23 protein-coding genes and 1 riboswitch are annotated in these 25,226 nt (G+C 58.7%); of the genes, 12 read left to right on the top strand and 11 right to left on the bottom strand.

Going from position 1 to position 25,226, the window contains the following annotated elements; translation table 11 throughout:
* Nucleotides 1-89: 89 nt before the first annotated feature.
* Nucleotides 90-1,205, top strand: a complete 1,116-nt coding sequence (locus YBN1229_RS06160) for an extracellular catalytic domain type 2 short-chain-length polyhydroxyalkanoate depolymerase (RefSeq protein WP_244465023.1) — start codon at nt 90-92, stop codon at nt 1,203-1,205.
* A gap of 140 nt (nt 1,206-1,345) precedes the next feature.
* Complete coding sequence (locus YBN1229_RS06155) at nt 1,346-2,326, top strand: hypothetical protein (protein WP_160298688.1); 981 nt, start codon at nt 1,346-1,348, stop codon at nt 2,324-2,326.
* Between the two features lie 20 nt (nt 2,327-2,346).
* Here the strand turns inward: YBN1229_RS06155 and YBN1229_RS06150 are convergent, their stop codons facing one another.
* The 5 genes from YBN1229_RS06150 to argH form a co-directional block, all read right to left on the bottom strand.
* Nucleotides 2,347-3,396, bottom strand: coding sequence for a LysR family transcriptional regulator (locus YBN1229_RS06150; RefSeq protein WP_052743743.1), 1,050 nt, complete (start codon nt 3,394-3,396; stop codon nt 2,347-2,349).
* Nucleotides 3,397-3,764: 368 nt separating this feature from the next.
* Nucleotides 3,765-6,419: a TIGR02302 family protein gene (locus YBN1229_RS06145; RefSeq protein WP_244465022.1), complete on the bottom strand. Its 2,655-nt coding sequence runs from the start codon at nt 6,417-6,419 to the stop codon at nt 3,765-3,767.
* Between the two features lie 130 nt (nt 6,420-6,549).
* Nucleotides 6,550-7,824 (bottom strand): diaminopimelate decarboxylase, encoded by a 1,275-nt coding sequence (gene lysA / locus YBN1229_RS06140; protein WP_046477392.1) that lies wholly within the window; start codon nt 7,822-7,824, stop codon nt 6,550-6,552.
* An 84-nt stretch (nt 7,825-7,908) separates the two neighbouring features.
* On the bottom strand, nt 7,909-8,115 hold the full coding sequence (gene lptM, locus YBN1229_RS06135; protein WP_082101239.1) for an LPS translocon maturation chaperone LptM: 207 nt from the start codon (nt 8,113-8,115) through the stop codon (nt 7,909-7,911).
* A gap of 117 nt (nt 8,116-8,232) precedes the next feature.
* On the bottom strand, nt 8,233-9,618 hold the full coding sequence (gene argH, locus YBN1229_RS06130; protein ID WP_046477391.1) for an argininosuccinate lyase: 1,386 nt from the start codon (nt 9,616-9,618) through the stop codon (nt 8,233-8,235).
* 72 nt (nt 9,619-9,690) lie between these two features.
* Here argH and YBN1229_RS06125 point away from each other — a divergent pair, with 72 nt between their 5' ends.
* On the top strand, nt 9,691-10,395 hold the full coding sequence (locus YBN1229_RS06125; protein ID WP_046477390.1) for a TlpA family protein disulfide reductase: 705 nt from the start codon (nt 9,691-9,693) through the stop codon (nt 10,393-10,395).
* A 15-nt stretch (nt 10,396-10,410) separates the two neighbouring features.
* Here YBN1229_RS06125 and YBN1229_RS06120 read toward each other — a convergent pair whose 3' ends face one another.
* The gene (locus tag YBN1229_RS06120; RefSeq protein WP_046477389.1) at nt 10,411-10,779 is read right to left on the bottom strand and encodes a hypothetical protein; all 369 of its coding nucleotides are present in this window, start codon (nt 10,777-10,779) and stop codon (nt 10,411-10,413) included.
* 220 nt (nt 10,780-10,999) lie between these two features.
* On the opposite strand from YBN1229_RS06120, the gene dapD reads away from it, so the two are divergent.
* From dapD to YBN1229_RS06100, 4 genes are all read left to right on the top strand, one after another.
* On the top strand, nt 11,000-11,845 hold the full coding sequence (dapD, locus tag YBN1229_RS06115; RefSeq protein ID WP_046477388.1) for a 2,3,4,5-tetrahydropyridine-2,6-dicarboxylate N-succinyltransferase: 846 nt from the start codon (nt 11,000-11,002) through the stop codon (nt 11,843-11,845).
* 111 nt (nt 11,846-11,956) lie between these two features.
* Nucleotides 11,957-12,736: a hypothetical protein gene (locus YBN1229_RS06110; RefSeq protein WP_046477387.1), complete on the top strand. Its 780-nt coding sequence runs from the start codon at nt 11,957-11,959 to the stop codon at nt 12,734-12,736.
* A gap of 111 nt (nt 12,737-12,847) precedes the next feature.
* Nucleotides 12,848-14,023, top strand: coding sequence for a succinyl-diaminopimelate desuccinylase (gene dapE, locus YBN1229_RS06105; RefSeq protein WP_046477386.1), 1,176 nt, complete (start codon nt 12,848-12,850; stop codon nt 14,021-14,023).
* Between the two features lie 87 nt (nt 14,024-14,110).
* Nucleotides 14,111-14,422, top strand: a complete 312-nt coding sequence (locus YBN1229_RS06100) for an ArsR/SmtB family transcription factor (protein WP_046477385.1) — start codon at nt 14,111-14,113, stop codon at nt 14,420-14,422.
* A gap of 14 nt (nt 14,423-14,436) precedes the next feature.
* On the opposite strand, the gene YBN1229_RS06095 is transcribed toward YBN1229_RS06100, so the two are convergent.
* Nucleotides 14,437-15,288: a LysR family transcriptional regulator gene (locus YBN1229_RS06095; RefSeq protein WP_046477384.1), complete on the bottom strand. Its 852-nt coding sequence runs from the start codon at nt 15,286-15,288 to the stop codon at nt 14,437-14,439.
* Between the two features lie 307 nt (nt 15,289-15,595).
* Here YBN1229_RS06095 and YBN1229_RS06090 point away from each other — a divergent pair, with 307 nt between their 5' ends.
* Together YBN1229_RS06090 and YBN1229_RS06085 are read left to right on the top strand one after the other, a co-directional pair.
* Nucleotides 15,596-15,943 carry a hypothetical protein gene (locus tag YBN1229_RS06090; RefSeq protein ID WP_046477383.1) on the top strand — a complete coding sequence of 116 codons (348 nt, stop codon included), beginning with the start codon at nt 15,596-15,598 and terminating at the stop codon, nt 15,941-15,943.
* 243 nt (nt 15,944-16,186) lie between these two features.
* Complete coding sequence (locus YBN1229_RS06085) at nt 16,187-16,975, top strand: DUF2147 domain-containing protein (protein ID WP_046477382.1); 789 nt, start codon at nt 16,187-16,189, stop codon at nt 16,973-16,975.
* 65 nt (nt 16,976-17,040) lie between these two features.
* On the opposite strand, the gene YBN1229_RS06080 is transcribed toward YBN1229_RS06085, so the two are convergent.
* Nucleotides 17,041-18,141 (bottom strand): 2'-deoxycytidine 5'-triphosphate deaminase, encoded by a 1,101-nt coding sequence (locus tag YBN1229_RS06080; protein ID WP_432264130.1) that lies wholly within the window; start codon nt 18,139-18,141, stop codon nt 17,041-17,043.
* Nucleotides 18,142-18,251: 110 nt separating this feature from the next.
* A riboswitch (SAM riboswitch) is annotated at nt 18,252-18,330 on the top strand.
* Between the two features lie 191 nt (nt 18,331-18,521).
* Between YBN1229_RS06080 and metZ the strand changes: the two genes are divergently transcribed.
* From metZ to argE, 3 genes are all read left to right on the top strand, one after another.
* Nucleotides 18,522-19,688: an O-succinylhomoserine sulfhydrylase gene (gene metZ, locus YBN1229_RS06075; protein ID WP_082101238.1), complete on the top strand. Its 1,167-nt coding sequence runs from the start codon at nt 18,522-18,524 to the stop codon at nt 19,686-19,688.
* Nucleotides 19,689-19,810: 122 nt separating this feature from the next.
* The gene (gene apaG / locus YBN1229_RS06070) at nt 19,811-20,203 is read left to right on the top strand and encodes a Co2+/Mg2+ efflux protein ApaG (RefSeq protein WP_046477380.1); all 393 of its coding nucleotides are present in this window, start codon (nt 19,811-19,813) and stop codon (nt 20,201-20,203) included.
* An 86-nt stretch (nt 20,204-20,289) separates the two neighbouring features.
* The gene (gene argE, locus YBN1229_RS06065) at nt 20,290-21,447 is read left to right on the top strand and encodes an acetylornithine deacetylase (protein ID WP_046477379.1); all 1,158 of its coding nucleotides are present in this window, start codon (nt 20,290-20,292) and stop codon (nt 21,445-21,447) included.
* A gap of 79 nt (nt 21,448-21,526) precedes the next feature.
* Here argE and YBN1229_RS06060 read toward each other — a convergent pair whose 3' ends face one another.
* Genes YBN1229_RS06060 through YBN1229_RS06050 form a run of 3 tightly spaced genes read right to left on the bottom strand, consistent with a single transcriptional unit; the run spans nt 21,527 to nt 24,743 of the window.
* Nucleotides 21,527-22,543, bottom strand: coding sequence for an Hsp33 family molecular chaperone (locus tag YBN1229_RS06060; protein ID WP_244465020.1), 1,017 nt, complete (start codon nt 22,541-22,543; stop codon nt 21,527-21,529).
* Nucleotides 22,544-22,548: 5 nt separating this feature from the next.
* Nucleotides 22,549-23,469 (bottom strand): ornithine carbamoyltransferase, encoded by a 921-nt coding sequence (gene argF, locus YBN1229_RS06055; RefSeq protein WP_046477378.1) that lies wholly within the window; start codon nt 23,467-23,469, stop codon nt 22,549-22,551.
* 41 nt (nt 23,470-23,510) lie between these two features.
* Complete coding sequence (locus YBN1229_RS06050) at nt 23,511-24,743, bottom strand: aspartate aminotransferase family protein (RefSeq protein WP_432264128.1); 1,233 nt, start codon at nt 24,741-24,743, stop codon at nt 23,511-23,513.
* Between the last annotated feature and the right edge of the window lie 483 nt (nt 24,744-25,226).

The raw sequence follows: 25,226 nt of genomic DNA, 5'->3' as shown, positions 1-25,226 counted from the left end.
GCGGGCTTATTGTCACGATAAATCCCGCCCGCGATAGACGCGTAGAAAAAATTCATGCGTGGGCAGGCGGAATAGCAGGCGGGGGAACGATGAGCGTACTCTTAAATCTGTGGGCTCGGTGGTGGATGATGGCGGTCGGGATAATGCTTCTCGGCCTACTCTTCCTGGCCGGGCCAATGGGTTGGGATGCGCCAAGTCGCAAACCTGCAGCGTTGCCTGCCTTAGCGGCGCAACTTCATGGTACAACCGTGTCCGGGATATCATCCGGCGCCTATATGGCGGGACAGTTTCAGCTCGCCCACGCGGATATTGTCAGTGGGGCCGGCATTATAGCCGGCGGGCCCTATGCTTGTGCTGAAAGTGCCTTCGCAGGCGTTGTACCCGATAGCGGAACCGTTTTTCTAAATGCTTCCCGCGCAGTGAATGGCTGCATGCTCAATGCGCTCGCTATGTGGGGCATCCCTGATCCGGCTCTTCTTGCCGGCAAGGCGCGCACCTTCTCTAACGAAAACAAAATCGGCGCGATTGCAGACGTCACAACGGATCGCCTCTACCTCTTTTCAGGCCAGGAGGACACAGTGGTGAAGCCGCCCATCGTAGCGGCTGCGGTGGCCTTCTATCGAAATCTTGGCGTTCCTGACGGGAACATTCTTTATGTCAGTGATGTGCCTGCGGGGCATGCGTTCGTCACTACCGATTCCGGCGGCGAATGTTCGGTGTCGCGCTCTCCGTACATCACGGATTGCGACTACGACCAAGCCGGGGTCATGCTCAAACAGCTTCTCGGTCAGCTGGCCCCGCCGCAGGAGCAGCTTGCAGGTCGGTTCCTCGAATTCGATCAGGACCCCTTTACCGAGAATATTTATGATCATGGTATGGGGCCATCCGGTGTCGTGTTCATTCCGGACTCGTGCCGCGACGAGGCCGGATGCCGGTTGCATGTCGCTTTTCACGGCTGCCTGCAAAATAGAGCTGCTGTCGGCGATGCCTTCATAAAGGAGAGCGGCCTTGCACGTTGGGCCGCGTCCAACCGGCTTATCGTTCTGTTTCCTGAAGTCAGTACCGGTGCGCTTAATCCCCAGGGCTGTTGGGATTGGTGGGGCTATACCGGTCGTCAATACCTGACCCGGGATGCCGCCCAGATCCGTGCTGTTCGAGCCATGCTAGACCGGCTGGCCGGGCCTGCAGCAAGTGCGTCTTTGTAGTTGACGCAGATCAATGCGACGAACGGCGTGGTTACGGTTTTGTGCCCACGGGCACTAGAAGAAGACAACCGTCATCTGCCGGCCATTTCTCTGGCATCGTCGTGGCGTGACGGATGGGCTCGATTTGGGGGATACACGCTTTGCCGAATACCTACCGCCTTTCCGAGTTGGTGTGGCCTCGGCCTGCGGCCCCCAGCGCAGCAAGCGGCTGGTTTGAGACGGGGTCACGCGCTCTGGCGATCCTGGCTCTCGCGGTATGGGTCGGCGCGGGTGTCTGGCAATCAGATGCGGGCGAACCTGAGCGCGTCGCAAGCGATACTCCGCAAGCTGCCACGCCAAAGACCAAAAGCTCCGCACCGACAGCGGAATACATGGTCGCCGCCTATGGCGGGATGCCATACACCTACGACAGTCAGGTAAATCTCAAGAAAGCTGGCCAGCACGACTTCAGCGCCGAGCCTGTCGCATGGCGCGGCGAACCGTTCATCGACCCGATCTACTACGGTGTTCGCGTGCTGCGTTGGTTCGGCGAAGGGCGGACGGGCACCATGCTGGACTTCACGCACTCGAAGACAATCGCGGAACTCCAGAACGATGCAAAATTCAAAGGGCTTCTGAACGGTAGCCAAGCACCAGAAGTCGCGAAATTGAACGACGTCTTCAAGCGGCTGGAGTTCAGCCACGGCCACAACATGTTGACGCTGAATGGCCTGCTTCGGCTGGCGAACTTGCACCCGCGTCTGTCGCCCTACGTCGGCCTCGGCGCCGGTATCAATCTGCCGCACACTGAAATTCAGTTGCAGTCAGACAAGCGCCGCACCTACGAATATCAGTTCACAGGTCCCGTGGTTCAGGCACTCGTCGGACTCGAATTCCGGCTGCCGAGGATGAGCTATTTTCTAGAGTATAAGTTCTCATTCGCGAGCTATGACGTGCCTCTGACGGGGCTTGATGGCACTAAGATCGGGTTGTTTGCAGATCTATACCGGCAAGCCATGCGGTGGTTCTCAGGCGAAGAGCCGGCGCAGGGCCGCTTAACAACTGAGCTTGCCAGCCATCAGGTCATCGGTGGCCTCGGCGTACGGTTCGCGGTGCGGCCTGCCGCAGCAGCTACCCCTTAAATGGTGTCACTCATGACATATTACGCGCGCTTCGCAGTCTTTTTCCGGGGACGCGGGGCGCGCTTGCGTGCGGGCGCTGGCGTTTTGGAACGGGTCGGCTGAGGGGCAGCGGCCTGCTGGTTTTCCTTTGCCGACCGAATGCGCCCGCCGTCGCCAGATACGGGGACGTCCTTGCACTGATGATCCTCATCGACGGCGGCACGCGTCCAGGCCGCGAAGAAATCGACGAACGAACGTAAACGCGGCAGCATGTGACGGTTCCGCGGATAGACTGCCCAAACGGCACTGTCTCCGGTCGTATCGTAATCCTCAAGCACCGTCCTGAGGCGACCGTCCGCGAGAGCCGAGCGAACGCGCCCGCTCGATACGCGGATCAGCCCATGTCCATCGAGGGCAGCTCGCATCAGGAGGCGATCGTCGTTCGTGCGCAACCTTCCTGTGACACGCACACTACGCTGTGCATTGCGCCGGGCGAACGGCCATGCCCAGTCTTCACCGTGAACCAGACAACAGTGGCGCTCCAGCTCGTTGGGTGTCTTTGGCACGCCATGCTTATCGAGGTAAACTTGTGAGGCTGCGATAACATGCGGGTTGGTCGCCAAACGTTTCGCGATCAAAGCGCTGTCAGCAAGGACTCCCGTCTTGATCGCAACGTCGAAGCCCTCTTCCTGGAGGCTGACGTTGCGGTCCGTTAATTCAGCGTGGATTTCTATTTCTGGGTGCTGGCGCATGAAGGACGAAATACCTTCGCCGACTTCGCGGCCGCCTATGTGCACGGGCGCGCTGATCTTCAGCTTTCCTCGCGGACTTTTGACGTTGCCGTCGACGCTCGCACGGGCCAGCTCAAGCTCCGCCAGGATGCGATCGACATGCTCTAAAAAGAGAGCACCTTCTTCTGTGATCCGGATTGAGCGTGTCGTGCGATCGAAAAGACGAACGCTGAGTTCATCTTCGAGAGCCTGTAGCCGCTTCGAGATTGTGCCCGGCGTGAGCGACATCTCTGTGCCCACCGCAGAAAGATTCTGCATCGCCGCAACGCGCGTAAAGATGCGCAGATCCTGAATGTCCATCAGCCTTCCCCGCCGACCTATGCCCCAAGGTCAGGCGCGGTGCCCGAAAACGAGTCCCGTTGTAACGCAGCGGTATCGCTGCGCATCGATTGGCTGACGGCCACGTGCCGCGTGCCAATAACCGACGTCATGAGAATCATCACTCCCGTGCACCACCATCGGCGGACGCTCCCTGCGCCGCCGCACCTCATTGTCCTGGTCTCCCCTTTTTTGGTTCTAATGGTGATGGCTGGGATGGGCAAACGTCGATCCGTTCACTGCTGCTCAAGAATTGTGAAGCATGTCGCGATCGCCACAGGCGGTTTTGAAGCTCTTGACAGGAGCTTCAGAACCAGCCTGCGATCTGAGAATCAATATGCTTGCTTTGATCAGAAGCGCTGGAGCAATCGCTCGATATAATCGAGCTCAGAAGGTGGGCGTTGGGCTTCACCCAAACGGCGGCGTAATTCTTCAAGAATTTGCCGTGCCCGCTGCATGTCGATCTCGTCAGGCACTTTTACAGACGTCCCCTGATCGGGACCCTGCGAACGTTGCGGCCGTCCCAGAGGGTCACGCGGTGCATCGCCATTCTGGCCGTAGCGCTGCGGCATATTCTGCATCATCTGCCGCGCCATCTCCTGCGCGCCCTGCCGCATCTGATCTAGCGCACGCGCCTGCTCCTGAGTAGCTCCGGCATAGTCCCCATTCTTCAGGGATTCTTCTGCGGCCTCCATGGCTTCGCGCGCACTGTCGAATTGATTGGGTGTTCCGCCCATACCACGCTCCTGCATGTCGCGCTGAAGCTGGCTTAATCGGTTGCGAAGCTCGGTCTGCCGGTCGCCGAGCTGCCCTGGTTGACCCTGCTGACCGGGCTGGCCTTGTCCCATCTGGCCCTGTTCGCCTTGAGGGCCGCGCCGCTGGCCTTGTTGGCGGCCACCTTGGCCCATTTGCCCCTGTTGACCGCGCTGCCCGTTTTCGCCCTCGCGCCGTTGTTCGCCAAATGTGTCATCCATGAGCCGTTGCTGCTGGCCGACGATGTCACCCAGCTCGCTCATCATTTCCATCATTTGCTTGTTGGCTTCGCCCTGAGCCTGCGAATTTTGACCCGACTGCAGGCGGTCAAGCAAATCGCGTAGTTCACTCAGCATCTGCTGAGCCTGATCGCGCGAACCAGACTTAGCCATTTCCTCGATCTGCTTCATCATGCGCTCGAGGTCCTGCTGGGTCAGCATCTGGTTCTGCTGATCCGTGCCCTGTTGGGTCGGATTGTTTTGGGCATCTTTCTGAAGCTGCTGGAGATATTCGTTGAGTGCCTGACGCAACTCCTGCATTGCCTGCTGAATTTCCTCGTCGGAACTGCCATCCTGAAGCGCTTGAGACAGCTTGTCCTGCGCTTCGCGCAGGCGCCGTTCCGCATCGCTCAAGTCTCCATCTTCGATGCGCAGAGCGACGTCCCAGAGCTGATCAATCACGCTGTCCAGTCCCGGGCGTGTGTCGTCGCGCTTCAGGCGATAATACGCGGTGCGCAATCCGAGATAGACCTGAACGTCATCGATGAAGCCTTCGGGCTCCAAGGTCAACGCACTGAGCGCACGCTCTACGGACACCCGATGCCGCGAATCTTCGACCAATTTGCGACGCTGCTCGATGACAGCGCGTGCCAAAGGGTTGCGGAAAATGCGCTGCGGCAACACCATCTCGATGGGCTTGGCTTCGCCAAGTTGCCCGGCAACATCAGTTGCCTGCAACGTCATGATCACGCGCAGGCCGGCCCAAGGATGTGATCCGAGCTCAAGATGCGTGATCGCTTCGCCTTCCTTAGCATTCGCCCGCGGCAAACGCAGATCAAGTTCGGGCGGACGCTGCAGAGGCAGACGCGGGCCGGTCAAAGTTTCCGGGCGAGCCCACGCCGTTGCGGGATCTTCTTCAGACTGCGGGGCGCGCACGACCTTGGCCCGGGCAGACGCCACGCCGTAGTCATCGGAAATTTTATAGGCCAACTTCATAGAGCCGCGCGGCGTCGCTTTCGGCTCTTCGGTCAATGCGATCTCGGGAGGTTGATCGGCAATGACCGCAAAGGTCCATGCCGCAGTTTCACTGCCATCGATCAATAAGCGCACGCGGGCGGGTTGCGTCAGCTCATGGCGCAGCTCCACAACGTTGGCAATGGTCCGGCCGGGCGCTTCGACGTTGTCGGCCTTGACGAGGATCGGCTGCTCATCTTCCGACTGGATCTCCAGGCTTATCGCCCCGAGATCAACGCCGCTGGCGCGGACGATCAATTGACTATTGTCTGGAATTTCCAAAAGCCCGGGGCGGTTCGCGTCGGCTTGCTGTTGCGGAGATTTTCCGCCATCGGCAAGCATAATGGGCGGCTTCGACGTGTAGGCCGGTGGCGTGATCCACGCGTCTACGCGTGCCTGAAGCACGGATGCTTCCGAGCGGAAGCGAAACGCACTTTGCAGTCTGTCTGAAAATTCGCTGCCCACCAGCGCCGTTGCAGCCACGACGCCAAACAACAAGAGAATGCGCAACGCCCAAGGGTCCTGCCGGGGGGTATCGGGGTGAGGCGGCGCAACGCGCAACTTTTCGAGCGCATTTGCCAAGCGCTTGCGGTGCGCCTGCCAGATCGCGAGCGTTGTGGCATTTGTTTCGCCCGCTGTGAGCGTATCTTCGTAGGACGTGGCGGGTCTGTGGGGAACCGTGGATTCAAGATCCAAACGCCGGATCGCGGCATCGCGTGTCGGCCATGGCGTACGGACGGCCCAGCCTATCGCAGCAACAAGCGCAACCGCGCTCAGCGCCAATACGATGAGATGAGCAGTGCTCCCCAAAAGCGGCCAAAGACCTAACAGGGAAGCGATGATGAACACGGCTACGACAGCCGCAATCATCCAAAGACGCGGCCAAAGCCGTTCAAAGAACAACGCCCACCGGCTACGACGGATTTTGCGCTCCAGCATCACGTTGATGCTGTTCTGCGTCGGATGGGTCGTCGCGGGTCCTGTTCCAGCCCCTTGCTGAGAACGAATTCCATCTGTCATGCGGCCAGCCTATCATGGCAAACGATCAGCGCATCCGGCAAATACGCTTGCGGATGTCACAATCTATTGCATGTAATAGAGGCGAGGCGCAGGCACCAGAGGCTTCTTTTCACGCATTTCCCGTAGCTCTTCAGCCTTTCGACAGCCAGGGCGGAAGCGTGTCCATCGCAATCAAGTCATCATATGTCGGCCGGCTCCGGATCACAGCATACGCATCTCCTGAGACCATAACCTCAGGGATCAGCAATCTAGAGTTGTAGGTCGATGACATCACGGCACCGTACGCACCGGCGCTCATAACGGCGATCAGATCGTCCGGCTGCAAGAGCGGTAATTTGCGATCTTCGGCCAGAAAGTCGCCGGTTTCGCATACCGGGCCAACGACATCCTGCATGACAGCGGGATTCTGGGCGCGCGCTTCAAGGACCGGCCAGATATCGTGATACGCCTCGTAAAGCGTCGGCCGGATCAAATCGTTCATCGCGCCATCTACGATCGTGAAGGTCTTGTCAGATCCTTCCTTGACGTAGATTACGCGCGTTACGAGCACACCAGCGTTGCCGACAATCATTCGTCCCGGCTCAAGAACGACCTTCAGACCAAGATCTCCGAGAGCCTCCCGCACGACGCGCGCATATTCGTCGGGATGGGGTGGTGTATCGTTCGTCCCGCGGTAGGGGATTCCGAGACCGCCCCCAATATCCAGGTGGCGCAGATTATGCCCCGCGGCGCGCAGCATGACGACGAGTTCATGCATGCGGGCGAACGCCGCTCGAAATGGCGCTAAATCGGTGATCTGGCTGCCGATATGCATGTGTACGCCGGTGATCTCGATGCCCGGCAGTTTTGCGGCCTTGGCGTAAAGTTCGGGTGCCGCAGCAAAAGGCACGCCGAATTTGTTCTCGGCCTTGCCCGTAGAAATCTTAGCGTGAGTTCCAGCGTCTACGTCCGGGTTTACGCGGATCGCTACGGGGGCTCGCAGCCCCATTTCCGCAGCGACATCGCTTAGAGCCGACAACTCCGGTTCACTTTCGACGTTGAACCCGAGAATGCCCTCCGAGAGCGCGTAGGCCATTTCGGACCGCGTCTTTCCGACTCCGGCGAAAATGATTTTACTTGCGGGGACACCTGCTGCCCGCGCCCGCCGCAATTCGCCTTCAGACACGACATCCATGCCCGCACCGAGGCGCGCCATCGTGGCCAGGACAGCTTGGTTGGAGTTCGCCTTGACCGCGTAGCAAATCAACGCGTTCTGACCATCAAAGGCCTGGGACAGAACCTCGTAGTGGCGCGTCAACGTCGCGGTCGAATAGCAATAGAAAGGCGTGCCAACGGCTTCCGCGATATCGACGAGGCTGACGCCTTCGGCGGTGAGGACGCCGTCCCTATAGGCAAAATGATGCATGGTGAATTTTATCGCAGATCAGGCCGGTTTTTGGAATGTGAGCCAGTGCGATCTGACACCGGACCCGGCCCCCGGTGAGCGATCCTAGCGCAACAGACCGTCGAGAATGAAGGGCCGATGCTCCTTTTCCGGTGCAGCGGAGTTCTTGCCCGGATCCTGGGCTTCGGGTGAGGTTGCGGTGCCGGCCGCCTTAGCTTCCGCAGGCGCCTCTAGCGAGCCGCGTATGCCGCATCCCGCAACAGCTAACGAAACAGCTGCAAGCAGGAGGCCTTTTCGAAACGCGCTCAACATGTTGACGCTGTCCCTCATTTGCCGTTCAGCCTTGATGCCCGCCGCTTCCCCAATGCCCACGAAACGGCAAGGCATGCCAAAGCATAGCTTGGGAAGCCATGCCCATGTTGGGCTTTTCTAGCCCGAGTTGGCTTCCGTTTCCAACCTCGCGACCCAATCCGCAGCTGTTTTTGCTACGTTCTGTGGCGCAGTTCCACCATAACTGGAGCGGCTTTTCACCGAATTTTCCACGCTGAGCACCGAAAACACAGCTTTCGTGATGCGGTTTTCCACCGCCTGCATCTCGTCGAGCGTGAGGTTTTCCAACGCTACGCCACGGCGTTCAGCAGTGGCCACAATCGCCCCTGTGACGTGGTGCGCTTGCCGGAAGGGCAGATTGAGTTCGCGGACAAGCCAATCGGCCAGATCGGTCGCAGTGGAATAACCCGCCCCGGCAGCCGCATGCATTGTCGCCGGGACTGGCTCCATATCCTCGACCATGCCAGCCATTGCCGCGACGACGAGGCGGAAGCTGTCAAGCGCGTCGAAGGTGACTTCCTTGTCTTCCTGCATGTCCTTTGAGTAAGCGAGCGGCAGCCCCTTCATCACCATTGCCAGGCTTTGCAGAGCGGCAGCGATACGACCGACCTTCGCGCGGCAAAGCTCAGCGGCGTCCGGATTCCGCTTCTGCGGCATGATTGACGAGCCCGTCGTGAAACGGTCGCTCAGTTTGATGAAGCCGAACTGCGGCGTTGACCAGATCACGATTTCCTCAGCGAAGCGCGACAGGTGCAACGCGCAGATCGTGGCCGCGGAGAGCGTCTCAAGGGCGAAATCGCGGTCGGAAACACTATCGAGCGAATTCGCCGTCGGCCGATCGAAGCCTAGCGTCTCTGCCGTCGCGTGACGGTTGATCGGGAACGAGGTGCCGGCAAGCGCAGCGGCGCCGAGCGGACATTCATTCAAACGTTTGCGAGCGTCAGCAAAGCGACCCCGGTCGCGCGCCAACATCTCGACATACGCCAGCAAATGATGGCCAAAGGTGACGGGCTGGGCGGGCTGCAAATGCGTGAAACCGGGCATGATGGTGCCTGCGTGTGCTGCGGCCTTCGTCGCCAATGCATGCTGGAGATTACGCAGAGCCACGTCGAAGGCATCAATGCAGGCCCGAATGTAGAGGCGGAAATCCGTCGCAACCTGATCGTTGCGCGAGCGCGCCGTGTGAAGGCGCCCCGCAGGCTCTCCAATCATCTCCTTCAGGCGCGACTCTATGTTCATGTGAACATCTTCCAGCGCGCGAGAATATTCGAACTCGCCACGCTCGATCTCACCGAGAATGCGATCAAGCCCCTCGCTGATGGCTTTCGCATCCTCAGCACCGATGATGCCTTGCGCCGCCAACATGGCGGCATGTGCCTTGGATCCGGCAATATCCTCAAAGGCCATGCGCTTGTCGAACTCAATGGAGACGTTGATGTCCTCCATGATCTCAGAGGGTGACATCTGGAAGCGGCCACCCCACATGCGGTTGGCGTTAGTATCGGTCACGGTTTAGCTCCGGCTAGAAAAGCGGATGAGACAAGAAGACTGAGGACCATGAGCAAAGATAGTACGACTGCGGTGAAACGAACATCACCAGCCAGCTACCTTTGGATTGCGGCGATCGCAGCCGTCATCGGGTTTGCGGCGGTATACTGGACGATGGCACCGTCTGACAACGGCGAGGGCATCGCCAATTCTCCGACGGCCGCCGAGGCAAAGCCTATGGCGGCTCCGACAAAGACGGGCGAGACGGCCGCTCCAACCCCAAATGCCATGCCTAATGAGGGAGGAAAACTCAATTCCGGGCACATGGCGGCCTTTATTTTCAAGCCGGAGCCTGAAACGCTCGGGGATGTCTCGTTCAAGGACGGCACTGGCCAGTCGGTAACCCTGGCTGATTTTAAGGGCAAAACTATCCTTCTCAATCTGTGGGCGACTTGGTGTGCACCGTGCCGGGAAGAGATGCCGGCGCTCGATCGTCTGCAAAATCAACTGGGTAGTGATAAGTTCGAGGTCGTGGCTTTGAGCGTTGATCGCGGAGGCGCGGAGAAATCCCAGCAGTTTCTCGACAAAATCAACGTTCAGAGTTTGACCCTCTACGTGGACGAGAAGGCTGGATCTTCGTCTGTTCTGAAGGTTATCGGCATGCCGACGACCTTGCTCATTGACGCGGACGGCCGCGAGATTGGACGGCTTGTCGGCCCGGCGGAGTGGGACAGTGCTGACGCCGTGCGCCTCATCAAGGCGCACCTACCCTAGCGGCCGGCGCTAAGGTTACGCAGCGAATGCCCGAAAAATGCGGGTTATCATCCAAAAAGCCAGCCGAATGAGCGCCCCAACAGCGAGCCCAATGAGCAATAGAAGGATGGATTTAGGCCCTAGCTCACCGAGTAGCGTCGCATAAGCGGCATTCGCTGAATCTGGGAAAAACGTCTCGAACTGGGTGCTGAAGACATCAAGAACCTGTCTCGCTTCTCGCACGAGATATCCAAACAGTTCGGTGTTGTAGATGGCCAAGTAGATATAGGCCAACATAGCTGCGACAAGTTCGATGACGAGCAATACAGCGAAGCCCGCAATCGCCATGATTGTCGTCACGATTCCCAGAAAGAAACTCGCGGTCAGCGATCGATCCTGACTCATGGCTAATGATCCTTATGCTCTCTTGGGTCGTAATTTCTTCGGCTTGACGCCCGCTAGCACGGCGGACCGTCAACAATAAGACGGCAACTGAGCGCTTGAGCCGTTAGGACTGATCACGTCTGCCCGCAGGAACAACGGGACCGGCGATTGACACCTTCGCGGCTTCCCGCCACAACGCGTTTCACTCAAGTGACTCTTAAGAATAACGAGGGAGCGCGCAATGTCGCACGACGACTTGCAGAAGACGATTGAGGCCGCATTCGAGGCCCGCGACGACGTTACACCCCAAACCGTGGGCCCCGTGCGGGAAGCCGTCGAGGAAGCGCTCAATCTGCTCGACAGCGGAAAAGCCCGTGTTGCCGAGCCGACTCCGGGCGGAGATTGGCAGGTCAACCAGTGGCTCAAGAAAGCTGTCCTATTGTCATTCCGTCTCAATGACATGACGACAATTTCTGGCGGTCCTGGCGGCGCTGCCTGGTGGGATAAGGTTCCATCCAAATTCGCCGGGATGACCGAAGCCGATTTCAAGAAGGCCGGCTTCCGTGCCGTGCCCAACTGTATCGTGCGCCGGTCCGCGTATATCGCTCCGGGCGTCGTTCTGATGCCTTCGTTCGTAAATCTCGGCGCTTATGTTGCCAGCGGTACGATGGTAGACACCTGGGCAACGGTCGGCAGTTGCGCGCAAATCGGCCGGAATTGCCATATCTCGGGTGGCGCCGGAATCGGTGGCGTACTCGAGCCGTTGCAAGCCGGCCCCGTGATTATCGAAGACAATTGCTTTATCGGCGCACGTGCCGAAGTCGCGGAAGGTGTTGTCGTCGGTGAGGGATCGGTGTTGTCCATGGGCGTCTATCTCGGCGCTTCGACAAAAATCGTCGACCGGGCAACGGGTGAAGTTTTCATGGGCCGCGTCCCCCCATACTCCGTCGTCGTCTCGGGTACTATGCCAGGCAAGCCTCTTCCGGATGGCTCGCCTGGACCTGGGCTTTATTGCGCCGTGATCGTGAAACGCGTGGACGAGAAAACACGCTCGAAGACGTCGATCAACGAGCTTTTGCGCGACTAACCTGCATTCCGGTGCGCGTGTTTTACGACATGCGCGCCGGACATGATCCGACCTCGTCGCCAGCGCATTTACGGCGAATAAGCGCCGTGATCGCATGCCATCCACGACGCCATGCCATACAGAACGCTGGACCCAGACAAAATTATCGAGACAGTTGCGACGCTTGATCGTCGCATTAGTGAACGTTTTCCTGGCTGCGGACTGCGTAAGGTCTGTTCAGAGCTTCTCGATATCGCCAAGACCAGCCAGAAAAAGGCCGCAGCGGTTTCCGAGCCCAATCTGCCGCTACGCTTTGGTATCGCCCTCGTCCTGGGCCTCGGTGTGGCCTTGCTCATCTATGTCGGTTCGATCATCGAACTCAAACACGGAGACGAAAACCTGTTCGGCGTGTTGGAGGGCATCGATGCCGCGGTCAATACACTGGTTGTTATGGGCGCGGGCGTATTCTTCTTATCGACGCTTGAAGGGCGTTGGCACAGGCAAAAAGCGCTCGATGATCTCCACGAATTGCGGTCCATCGTGCATGTTATCGACATGCACCAATTGACTAAAGATCCCGGCAGGGTTTCGACGGTCGGCACTGCAACGCCCTCGTCGCCGCAACGGGTGATGACACCATTCGAACTCGTTCGCTACCTCGACTACTGCTCCGAGATGCTGTCTCTCGCCGCCAAAATTGCCGCGCTTTATGCGCAGGGCACGCGAGATCCCATCGTTATCGAAACGGCCAGCGATCTGGGCCAGACAACGTCCTATCTCTCCAGCAAAATCTGGCAGAAGATTACCCTTGTGCAGGCGCAGATCGACAGCCCAGCTGCGGGGCCCTCAGCTCTTTCCGAAGGCGTGACGCAACTGGATGGCGCGACGACTGTCTCAACTCCGGCGACTTGACGGCTAAGACCGCAGGTGGGAATCGATCTAAACGCATCGTCGTACCCGTTCAGCCGTGTCATTGCCTCTCGAGGCCAATGGCTCCCTCCGTCGCCATAGAGGCTTGCTTGCATGTCCGCCGATCTGCCGACTGACGTTACCCGTCTTACTCAGGCGTTGATCCGTTGCCCGAGCGTAACCCCGGCTGAGGGCGGTGCGCTGACGCTATTGGAGAACGTTCTCACCGAACTTGGATTCGTCTGCCACCGTCTCACGTTTTCGGAGCCCGGCACGCCGGATATTGAAAACCTCTATGCACGGATCGGAAGCAGCGGACCGAACCTCTGCTTTGCCGGGCACACGGATGTCGTACCTCCCGGCGAAGAAGATGCCTGGAGCGTTCCACCCTTTGCAGGCGAAATTCGTGACGGCATTCTTTTCGGTCGCGGCGCCGTCGACATGAAGGGTGCAATCGCCTGCTTCGTTTCTGCGGCGGCGGCCTACCTTGCGCAATCGGACACCCAACGTCGGGGGGCCATTTCGCTCCTCATCACGGGAGACGAAGAAGGACCGGCGATCAACGGCACGGTCAAAGTGCTCGACTGGCTCAAGCAGCAGGGCGAGCAGATCGATGCCTGCATCGTCGGGGAGCCGTCCAATCCGCGCCGCATTGGCGATGAGATCAAAGTCGGACGGCGTGGATCACTCAATGGCGAAATCATTGTCAACGGCCGGCAAGGACACAGCGCTTATCCTGCGTTGGCCGACAATCCCGTTCCCAAGCTCGCGCGCATCATCGACCGGCTGTCGGTGCTTCCGCTCGACGAAGGCAGTGAGCGGTTTGAGCGCTCCAATCTCGAGGTCACCATCATTTCGGTCCCCAATACCGTGACGAACGTCATACCGGGGCAGGCGCGCGCGGCCTTCAATGTGCGTTTCAACGACAATTGGACACGCGAACGTCTGGAAGACGCTATTCGTAGCTGTTGCGAAGCAAGCGCGGCAGAGGTCGAGGCCGATATGCGGCTTACGTTCTCCTTTTCAGGCGACGCCTTCTGCACTGAGCCGGGACCGTTACTCGACACGCTGGTTGCAGCGGTTCGCGACGTCAGTGGGGTAACGCCTGCGCTTACTACCGGCGGCGGTACGTCCGATGCGCGCTTCATCAAGAACGCGTGCCCAGTGATCGAATTCGGCCTCGTCAACGCCACGATCCACAAAGTCGACGAGCACGTTCCGGTCAGCGACCTCTCGGCTCTTACCGCCATCTACACGCGCTTCTTGGAGCGATTTTTCGCGGCCGCCTAACCGCTTTCACCCAACTCCCTATTGGACGGTCTTGTTCGGCTCTTTGGGATCATTGAACAATCGCCCGTTAGGTCGCATATTGTCGTCATGCAACGACCGTTCATACATCCGTCCATTGCGGACGTCAGATTAGAGAATGTTCTTTACGCGCTGGCTGATCCCGCGCGTCTAGCGATCGTGCGCACGCTCGCGAACGGTGGATGTCCAATGAACTGTTCCACTGCAGCACCGGCACAGCTTCCGAAGTCGACGCAGTCGCATCACTATCAAGTGCTGCGGGAAGCGGGTCTGATTACGTCGGAGCGGCGCGGGACCGAAGTCGTCAATGTTCTGCGACGGAGCGACATTGACCAGAGGTTTCCGGGTCTTCTCACGGCCGTGCTGAGCTCATCCTCCTAATTCACCCGCTCGCCTCATTCCGACAGCTCATCGGAGATACGCCGCAGCCCTGCCAGAAATTCTGGATAAGCATCTGTGTTGTGATCTTCCGGGTATACTGCGTAGACGGGGTACACGAAGCGGCGGGCGCGCTCGACGAGCTTTAGGCGCTCGTCTTCCAGATAACTTTGGACCAGACGCCTCGGAAAATATCCCGACGCTTCGGTATCAAAGAGGTAGCTTAAGGCAACCGCGCCAAGATCAAAGTGCAGACTGGTGTGCGTCTGATTCGGGTACGTGTCGGCATGATCTGCCGCAAATTCGGGCCCCCAATTGACGAACACGTAGCCTTTACGGCGGCTCCGTGCCGACGACGTGGAGCTCGTTACGAGCACAAGTTCATCGTCGAAAATGTGCTCGACGATCAAACCCGGACGCGACTCTGCGCGGTAAACGACGGCAAGATCCAACGAGCCTTCGAGAAGTTGCTCGATAAGCGCGCGTGACGTTCCCATTCTTGCCGTTACCGCAATATCGCCGCGCGCACCGCGCAGCCACGCCACCCATTTGAGCAGATACCCTTCCCACAGACTGATCTGACCACCGACAGCCAGATGATCCGTGTGATGGTCGGCGAGCGCGACCTCAAGCTGAGCGTGGTTCCATACGCGCAAGAGCGCGCTGGCGTGACGCTGGAATTGCTCTCCGGCCGGGGTCAGACGCGTGCCGCTCTTGGCGCGCTCAAACAGAGTTCGAGCGAGTGCCTCCTCCAGCGCCTTGACCCGCATAGACACCGTAGACTGAGTTACGCACAGCTTTTCGGCTGCGTCCTTGAAACTTCCCGCCTCCACGATAGCCAGAAATGTTTTCGCGAGCGTGATGTCCATGCGGCCCAAAAAAGGGTTATGGCGTGAATAGGCAGGTTCTTAGTTCAAAGATCTTCATTCAAACATTCACATTAATTCGTTTGTACGAATTTACCAACTCACTCATATCTCGAATGTGTTGAGTAGAAATCGCACTCAAAACAGCAAACCTTGGAACCTATTGAGATGAAAAAAACTCAATCAAGCAAACCCGCCGCAAAAAAAGCAGCCCCTGCAGCAGCCGCTGCAGCTCCGCCGGCAAAGGCCGCTAAGGCTGCGAAAAAGCCGGCAGCCAAGCGGGCTAAGTAAGACGACCTCGGAGATCTGCATGACCGCGTTGAAACTGGTGCTGGGTACAGTCGCCGCAAGCGCATTTTGGCTTTCCGCGGCGCAAGCCACGACGATCATCAACCGCGACCCTTCGGCGCACAACCTGCGCATCGTCGAAGGGGATCAGGAGCGTGTCGTCACGGCTGAACCTTCTCAGCAGCTGGATGAATTGTGCTCGTCTTCGTGCAGCCTGTTCTTTGATGATGACCCGGATGCCTACGAAATTGCCGCAGGCGACATCGTGTCAATCGAGGACGGCGAGCTCTACTACGAGGAGCCTTCCGCTCTGCCTGAAGCGCCTAGTATGCCTGCCGACGCCAATAATTATGGCCCGGCAAATCAATAGCTTATAGCGCTGCAAGCCGGTTTCAGCAGGTTTTTACAAATAAGGGCGGCACCCCGGGCGGTGCCGCCCTTTCCTGTTATCGTGTGATCATTTAAGGGCTCGGCTTGCCACACCATGTGATGAAACCCATATGGGCGCCGGGCGTTCGCCATATTCTTAGGTTGCATGTTCCCCAGAGAACAGCACTGCGACGGCTAATGCTTCAGCTTATGCCGCGAAACAGGACAGAGAAGGGCGTAGATCATGCGATCTTATCTAACTACTGCCGGCGCATTCATCCTTGCAGCAATGACGCTGCCAAGCATCGCGCAGGCGGCGACAGACCCATCCGGTGTCTGGCTCGACGACAAGGGCCGCGGTGCGATTGAAATTAAACCGTGTGGCGACGACTACTGCGGCTACGTGGTTTGGGTCAAAGACACGAACGACACGCGCGGTTGCGGCAAGCAGATCATTGGCAATGTCAGCGCCACGGGTTCAGGCATTTGGGACAACGGCTGGATTTACAGTCCCGAGCGTAAAAAGAAATACAGCGTCGAACTGAAATTGCTCAGCGATAATCAGCTTCGCGTGAAAGGGTATGCGGGTACGAAGTTCTTTTCCAAGACCATGGTTTGGACGAAGGCTCCGGACACTCTCACTCGTTGCGACGATGCCGTGTATGCCAAAAAGACGGAGCCTGCCGCTGAATCGGCTCCGGCGCTGCAACCTGCGACACCGCCCGACGTAACATCAGACGCTCCGCCTGCGACGACAGCAGCCAAACCTGACGCTGCCTCGCCGTCCGCCGCGGACACTGCAGAAGCACCAGTGACTGAGCCGCAAAAGGATACCGGAGACGCGGCCTCCCCCCCGGCACAGAAACCTGCTGCTCCCCAGAAAAAAGAAATGGCGAACGCAGCCCCACCTCCCGATGTGGAAGACGGCCCGAGCTTGGGTGACCTGCCGATCGACAAATATTTCAACAAGACCGCGGACGGACGCTGCAAACTCGATCTGCCGTGGGTCAAGCTCGACTTTGCGTGTGATTGATCAGGCTTTGAGTCTCGAAAGTTTTGGCGGCTGGTCCTCTGGGGCCAGCCGTTTTCTTTGTCTGTTCAGCGAAAGTGCTTGGAAAGCTTCAAGCCTTGGGCCTGATAGTTCGATCCCAAATCGCGACCATAGAGTAGGCGGGGAATCTCTGTCAGGCGTTCGTATATGAGGCGCCCGACGATCTGACCGTCTTCGAGGATGAAGGGGACCTTGTGGCTTCTGACTTCGAGCACAACCCGCGAGCCCTCACCGCCAGCTGGCGCATGACCGAAGCCAGGGTCCATGAAGCCTGCATAGTGCACGCGAAATTCGCCGACGAGCGGGTTGAAGGGCATCATTTCGGCCGCGTGTGTCGGGGGGACATGAACTGCTTCTTTCGAGGCCAATATGTAGAATTGATCGGGATCGAGTATGAGCCGTCGTTGCTTGCCGACGTTGATCGGCTCCCAATACTCCGCAATGGCGCAGGAGCCCGGCGCATCCACGTCAACCAGACCGGAATGGCGCTTCGCGCGATAGCCGATAAGGCCCGTTTCAGATCCGGTCAGATCAACGGAAAGCGCAATACCGCCGGAGATATCGGGATTCGCCGTGTTGACGAGTCGTTCGCGTTCATGGAGGGCGGCCAACTCGGCATCGGTATCCTGCGGCATGCCGCGACGGAACCGAATCTGAGTCAAGCGGCTGCCCGTGCGCGCGAGGATCGGGAACGTCTGAGGGCAGATTTCCGCATAGAGCGGGCCTTGGTATCCAGCAGGGATCTGATCGAAGGCCGTCACACGATCGGCAATTACGCGTGTGAAGACATCAAGACGTCCGGTCGAACTTTTTGGATTGGCCGATGCCGACAAAGTCTCAGGTAGGTTTAAACTTTCCAGCAGCGGGACGACGTAGACGCATCCGGTTTCCAACACGGCGCCTTGGCTGAGGTCTACTTCGTGAAGTTTGAGGTCCGCAAGACGCGCTTCTACGGATACTGCTCGCCCCGGCAGGAAGCTTGCACGGACGCGATAGGCCTTCGGGCCCAAACGCAGATCAAGGCTCGCCGGCTGGATTTGGCCATCAATCAGCGGCTCAGCCACAGAGATAGCGCCTTCCGCCAGCAGTTTTTCTATTGCCTGCACGGGCAGTACGCCCGCAGGCTCTATGCCGCTCTGCGCGTTCACGTCTTTATCCTCGATCCGGGCTGGATTGCTCACGTCGCGCCCTCCTTCGATCTCAGTGCCATAGAACACGTGATGCTTGACGCCAAGCGGCAATCGGCGCTAATCCCCGTTCCTACTACCGTGGTGATTTGGCCGGCCGGCTTGCAGCCACGTAAAAACAACTTGCTAAAAGGCCGCGCGCATTTCTGGTGCAGTCCCCCGTTATCAAGCGCCCGGCCCACTTAGTTGCGACGCTCAGCGGGCCCGTTACGTCCGCTCATTGGGCGGTCCATGGCGATTTCTGCGCGCGATTGCGGTGCAGAGCTTGACTGATGTGAAGGGAGAAGCGCGTGACCAATACGAAATCGATCGATCCAGAAGCTGATTGCGAAGACTTTGCCATGGCGACGCGGCTGGTGCATGGCGGAACGCTCCGTTCTCAATTCAACGAGACATCGGAAGCCCTGTTTTTAACGCAGGGGTACGTTTACGACAGTGCCGAGCAGGCAGAGCGTCGCTTCAAGAACGAAGAACCGGGCTATCAGTACAGCCGCTTTTCTAATCCGACCGTGACGATGTTTGAAGAGCGGATGCGGCTTCTGGAAGGCGCTGAAGAATCCCGGGCTACGGCCACGGGTATGGCCGCGGTTACGTCCGCGCTTCTTTGCTACCTTAAGGCCGGGGATCACGTGGTGGCGTCGGCAGCAATGTTCGGCTCCTGCCGCTACGTCGTGGAGGATCTTTGTCCACGCTTCGGGATCTCAGCCACTCTGGTCGACGGATCGAACGTTGATGCCTGGGAAGAAGCCGTTCGGCCGAATACCAAGCTGTTCTTCTTTGAAACGCCGGCAAACCCAACTCTTGCCCTAGTCGATATCGCTGCGGTTTCGGCCATCGCGAAGCGGATTGGCGCCGTCACGGTCGTCGACAACGTTTTCGCAACTCCAATGCTGCAGCGGCCGATTGAACATGGCGCCGACGTTGTCGTCTATTCGGCGACAAAGCACATCGACGGTCAGGGCCGCTGCCTCGGCGGTGTCGTTCTCGGCTCAAAGGAGTATATCAACGACCATCTGCACACCTTCATCCGCCAGACGGGCCCATCGATCAGCCCGTTCAACGCCTGGGTTATGCTGAAAAGCCTCGAAACGCTCGCGCTTCGCGTTCGGGCGCAGTGCGACACCGCGGCGCGGCTCGCAGATCATCTGGTCGGACTCTCCGGCGTTCAGCGGGTGCTCTACCCGACGCGGGCCGACTTCCCGCAGGCCGAGGTTGCTAAAAAGCAAATGAAGGGCGGCGGGCAGGTCGTTCCGGTCTATCTGGATGGCGGCAAGGAGGCTGCCTTCAAATTCCTCAACGGCCTGAAAATCATAAAGATCTCCAATAATCTTGGGGATGCCAAGAGCCTCGTTACGCACCCCGCGACCACAACCCACCAGCGGCTTACGCCTGACGCTCGGGCCGAGTTGGGGATCACAGATGGTATGGTGCGGCTCTCGATCGGGCTTGAAGATCCAGATGACTTGGCTGCTGACCTCGAACGGGCTGTGCGCGCGGCACGAAGCTAAAACGCGCATCGGGTTTCCGATGCCGGTGTTGACCGGAAGGCAAGGGTGGCGGACAATCGCCTCTCGGGCAAGCGGGGCGCCGTCCGGTCACACGATCGCGTCACATGGAAAACAGCACTAACATGTATGAGAAAGTCACTCGCGGCATTCGGATTCGCGTCGAGCCAGCGTTCGTCCAAGACCAGTCTTCGCCTGATGAGGGTTATTTCTTCTGGGCCTATACCGTTGAAATAACCAACGAGAGTGAACACCGCGTGCAGCTTCGTTCGCGGTTCTGGCAAATTACGGACGCGCGCGGCGTCACCGAAGAGGTGCGCGGGCCGGGCGTTGTCGGCCAAACGCCCGTTATCGGGCCCGGCGAAACCTTCACCTACACATCTGGATGTCCGCTCGGAACGCCTTCGGGCATCATGGTGGGCAGCTATCAAATGGCCGATCAGGATGGCATCTTGTTCGACGTTGCTATCCCAGCCTTTTCGCTCGACTGCCCCTACGAGACTCACTCGGTGAACTGAGCGCGCCCGGGGTTTGCTGAACTGCGCAATGCCCCTGCCGACGCTCGTCCTTACTTGATCAACTATACGCGAGAAACAACGCGCTCATGCCCGGCCCAACATATTCGGCAAAGGAGCTGCTTGATCGGCTCATCAGCTTCGACACCACCAGCCATAAGACGAACCTGCCCCTGATACGCTTTGTCGAAGATTATCTGGCTCAGCATGGGCTGGCGAGCTCGCTCACCTTTAATGAGGAGCGCGACAAGGCAAACCTCTACGCGACGATTGGGCCGCAGGACATTGGCGGGATTGGTCTTTCGGGGCACACCGACGTCGTTCCGGTAGCCGGCCAGAATTGGGACACCGATCCGTTCCGGATGACAGAGCGTGACGGCCGCATCTATGGACGCGGCACGACGGACATGAAGGGGTTTCTTGCGTGTGTGCTGGCGGCTGTTCCGATGCTGCAAAGCCAGCGCCTCAGCAAACCGGTCCATATCCTGTTTTCCTACGATGAGGAAATCGGGTGCACAGGCGTCCGTCCAATGATTGCTCGTTTGGGCAATGATCTCATCAAACCTGAAATGGTCATCGTCGGCGAACCAACGGGAATGCGTGTTGTAACCGCGCACAAAGGTCCGGTGAGATGGGACGTGGACGTGCACGGCCGGGCTGTCCATTCCAGCATGGCCCCATTGGGCGTCAACGCGATTTCCTATGCCGGCCGACTTTTGGGAGAACTCGCGGCGATTGAAGAGCATCTCGCAAACACCAGTCGGGACACGCGTTTCGATCCTCCTTATTCCACATTGCAGGTTACGCTGATCAAGGGCGGTACTGCTACGAACATCGTGCCCGTCTCATGCAATTTTGGGTTCGAAGTGCGCGCGCTTCCCGGATTGCACACGAATGCCATCGAACAACGCGTCAAGGACTACGCCAGCCGCCTGCTTGCGCCAATGCACGCTGTTGCCAAAGAAGCCGGGATCAGTATCCAGCAAACCAACTGTGTTCCGCCGTTTGCAGTCGATGCCGATTCACCGGTGGTGTCATTGGCGCTGGAATTAGCCGAGAGCAACCATACCCACGCGGTTTCCTATGCGACGGAAGCTGGTCTGTTCCAAGATGCAGGCACGCCATCCGTTGTTTGCGGTCCCGGCGATATCGCGCAGGCGCACACTGCGAACGAATGGATCGAAGCCAGCGAGCTTGACCGGTGTATGGAATTTTTGGGGCGGCTCGCTGATCGGCTATCGGCCTAAGATTCCCGCCTGCCGCACAATAGTGCAGACGCACAGCCGGGTCCCTTAATCGCGAAGGTCAACTGAGGACGAACCCGCTTTAGCCGATTTCACCCGGCTCGAAGCGATAGGTTGTGCTGCAGAATTCGCAGGTTACAGAAATTGCTCCGTCAGGCTCGCGCATCTCATCAAGTTGAGCGCCCTCAAACCTACGCAGGAAGGACTCGACGCGTTCGCGCGAGCAGCGGCACCGTTCCTCGATCGCGTGGGCGTCGTGAACCCGCACACCCTCCTCGTGGAAGAGCCGGTACAATAGCCGATCGGGCGCCAACATCGGGTCGATTAACTCATGATCTTCGACGGTAGCTGCCAAAATGCGTGTGCGCTGCCAGCCGTCATCATCGTCATCTTCGAGCGGTAGTGCCTCTCCATAGGGCTCGGCTTCGCTCTCACTGAAGTTCTCATCCAGGCCCTGGCCGCCCTCTCGCGCGAGATTTTGCAGAAGTAGGCCGCCCGCCCGCCAATGCCAATCATCGGCACCTTCGTTCTCGCCCGGGACATAAACACGAGCAACGGCCAGCCGCAGGAACGTCGGCAGCTGTTCAGACTGACGGAAGTAGGTGAGCGCGGCATCGGTCAGCGGCTGACCCTCCAGCGCAACGATCCCCTGGTATCTATCCATGTCACCGCCAGGGTCAATCGTCATAGCGAGATGGCCCGTGCCATAGAGGGCCTCTGGATCAACGACACCATTGCCGTTTGAAATCTCCGCAGTGCGCTCTGCATCGAAACTGGCGTAACCGCGTAAATGTCCGGGCGTATCGTAGTTCACGACGAGCAATCCGAGAGCTCCATCGCTCTTCGTTTGCAGGATCAGTCGTCCTTCGATCTTCAATCCCGTTCCCAAAAGCGCCGTCAGCGCCAAAGCCTCACCAAGCGCCTGTCCGACAGCCGCGGGATAGCTGTGACGTTGCAGAATACGGTCTACGCTCTTGCCCAGGCGCACAAGCCGCCCGGCTACGCCGGAACGGACGGTCCGAAACGGGATGACCAGATCATCTGGGATTGCCGATCCGTTAATCCCGGCGATGCGCTCTGCATCCTGCCCAGCAGCCAATCCCTCTATCCTCCAAGACACCAGGCCAGAATGGCCTTTTGCGCGTGCAATCGATTTTCGGCCTCGTCAAAGACCACTGAACGAGGTCCTTCGAGGACCTCTTCAGTGACTTCATGCCCGCGATACGCCGGCAAGCAGTGCATGAATATCGCGTCGCTTGCTGATTTGCTCATCAATGCGTCGTCCACCACGTATGGCGCCAACAGCGTTTTGCGACGCGGCGCATCGCTCTGGCCCATTGAAACCCAGGTATCCGTCACGACGCAATCGACGCCGTCGACAGCCTCCTCTGCGCTATCTGTGATCAGAACACGGCCCTTCTCGCGCTTGACCCAGGCGGTGACATCAGGATCGGGCCGCAGCTCTTCGGGACACGCAATGCGCAGCTCGAAATCGAACTTCACAGCTGCATGCATCCAGGAGGCCGCGACGTTGTTTCCGTCACCCACCCACGCTACAGACCGCCCCTTCAACGGGCCCTTGGCCTCTTCGAATGTCATCAGATCCGCCATGACCTGACAGGGATGGCTACGGTCGGTCAGACCATTGATCACGGGAACGGTTGCGTAACGCGTCAGCTCCATCACGGTGTCATGACTGTTCGCGCGGATCATGATGGCGTCGATGTATCGCGACAAAACACGCGCCGTATCCGCGATCGTTTCCCCGCGCCCCAACTGCAGGTCCGTGTGGTTGAGCGCGATTGTCTGCCCGCCGAGCTGACGCATGGCGACATCGAATGAGACACGTGTGCGCGTCGAGGGCTTTTCGAAGATCATGACGAGCACGTCGTCTTCAATGCCGGCCGGACGCAATTTGTCTGGAACACGCTTACCGGCGCGCTTCATAGCGTGGGCGGAATCGAGGATCGTGCGCAGAATAGCTGCGTCGATGTTATCTAGATCAATAAAATTGCGAACGGCCATGGCTCGGAGTCGATCTCCAAGTGCGGAAAAGATTAGGGTTGCTAGCGGGCAGGTACAGTAAGCTTCGAAAGGGCACGGGCTATGCGAGCTGTGCCTTCTACGATGTCGTCTTCGCTGATGTTCAACGGTGGGAGAATCCGAACGACGTTGTCGCTCGCGGTGATTAGAAGAAGGTGCTCAGCGAGCGCCGCCTTGACGCAATCGGCTACGGGAACATCGGGATTGAGCTTCAGGCCCATCAACAAGCCTTCGCCCCGAACCTCTAGAACCAGGTCAGAAAAGCGGTCTTTGATTTCAGCGAGGGATTGACGCAAGCGCGCGGCCTTGCGGGACACCTCTTCCAAGAACCCAGGTTCCAAGACAACGTCCAAGACGGCGTTGCCGACAGCCATTGCCAGAGGATTGCCCCCGAATGTGGACCCATGGGATCCTGCGGTCATGCCTGATGCCGCCTTTTCGGTGGCCAGGATCGCGCCAAGCGGAAAGCCGCCGCCGATCCCTTTGGCTATGGCCATAATATCGGGCTCTATGCCTGCGTGCTCGTGGGCAAACAGCCGCCCGGTACGCCCAACACCCGTTTGCACCTCATCAAAAATCAAAAGCAGACCGTGCTCGTCACAGAGCGCCCGCATCAGCTGCAGGTCTTCTGCCGGGACCACTCTGACGCCGCCTTCTCCCATGACCGGCTCGACCATGATGGCGGCCGTCTCGGGACCGATAGCCGCTAGCGCTTCGGGCTCCGATACGGGTATGTTGTCGAAGCCGTCTGCTGCGATGCCGCAACCTTCCAGATATTTCGGATTGGCTGCTGCGGCCAACGCCGTCAGCGTGCGGCCGTGGAAGGCGCCTTCAAAGGTAATGACCCGCCAGCGTTCCGGATGCCCATTAACATAGTGGTAGCGGCGGGCAGCCTTGATCGCGCCCTCGCACGCTTCAGTGCCGGAATTGCAGAAAAAGACCCTGTCGGCGAAGGTCGTCGCACACAAACGCTGCGCCAACCGTTCCTGACCGGGGCTCCGGTAGAGATTAGACGTGTGCCAGAGCTGCGTTGCCTGCTCGGTCAGGGCCTCGACAAGATGAGGGTGCGCATGCCCCAGCACGTTGACAGCAACGCCGGAACCGAAGTCGAGATAGCGCTCGCCGTCAGCGGCAAACAGCCAAGCCCCTTCGCCGCGCACAAAGGCAACATCCTGGCGCGCATAGGTGGACATTAATACCGGGGAGTTTTGGCTATTCGCTCCTGCTGCCGGCGCAGCTGTCAGGGGCTCAGTCATGCGAACTGATCCCTCCTGTACCAAATAAAAATGGCCGCCTTTGCCGGCGGCCCACGGAAGCCCATGAGATAAGCGGCATATTAGCACCTGTCAACGCAGACCGTTATGGCTCCGCGTACTTTCCGGGGTTAGCTCTATAGCAGTGTTCGGTGCTCGCCAAAACACTGCCGTACGAATCATTTGTGTTGCGAAGACGCCACGTGGCGTTGTCAACGGGTGTCTTACCCGAACCTCAATGCTTGTAGCGCGAAATCTGGATGTTGTACTGTGAAGGGGTCCGGGCACGAGATGTCGCTGAGTTGGCGACGCCACAGAGTTTTCGTCCCGCACGCGTTTGGTGGCTGAGTAGCGCCCCTTTTGTTTCGCGTGAGTTTGTCAAGCGTACTTCCAAGTAGCGTTCGTAATCCGATTGCGTCGGCATGAGTTCCGCTCATTGCGCGCCTTATAGCGCGTTTTCGAGCGCCATTTCGGCCGGTCGGTCTT

It is taken from the genome of Candidatus Filomicrobium marinum, assembly GCF_000981545.1.
GTDB lineage: Bacteria > Pseudomonadota > Alphaproteobacteria > Rhizobiales > Hyphomicrobiaceae > Filomicrobium > Filomicrobium insigne.
Note: the sequence above shows the minus strand (reverse complement) of the source record. Positions and strands in the feature narration are given on the sequence as shown.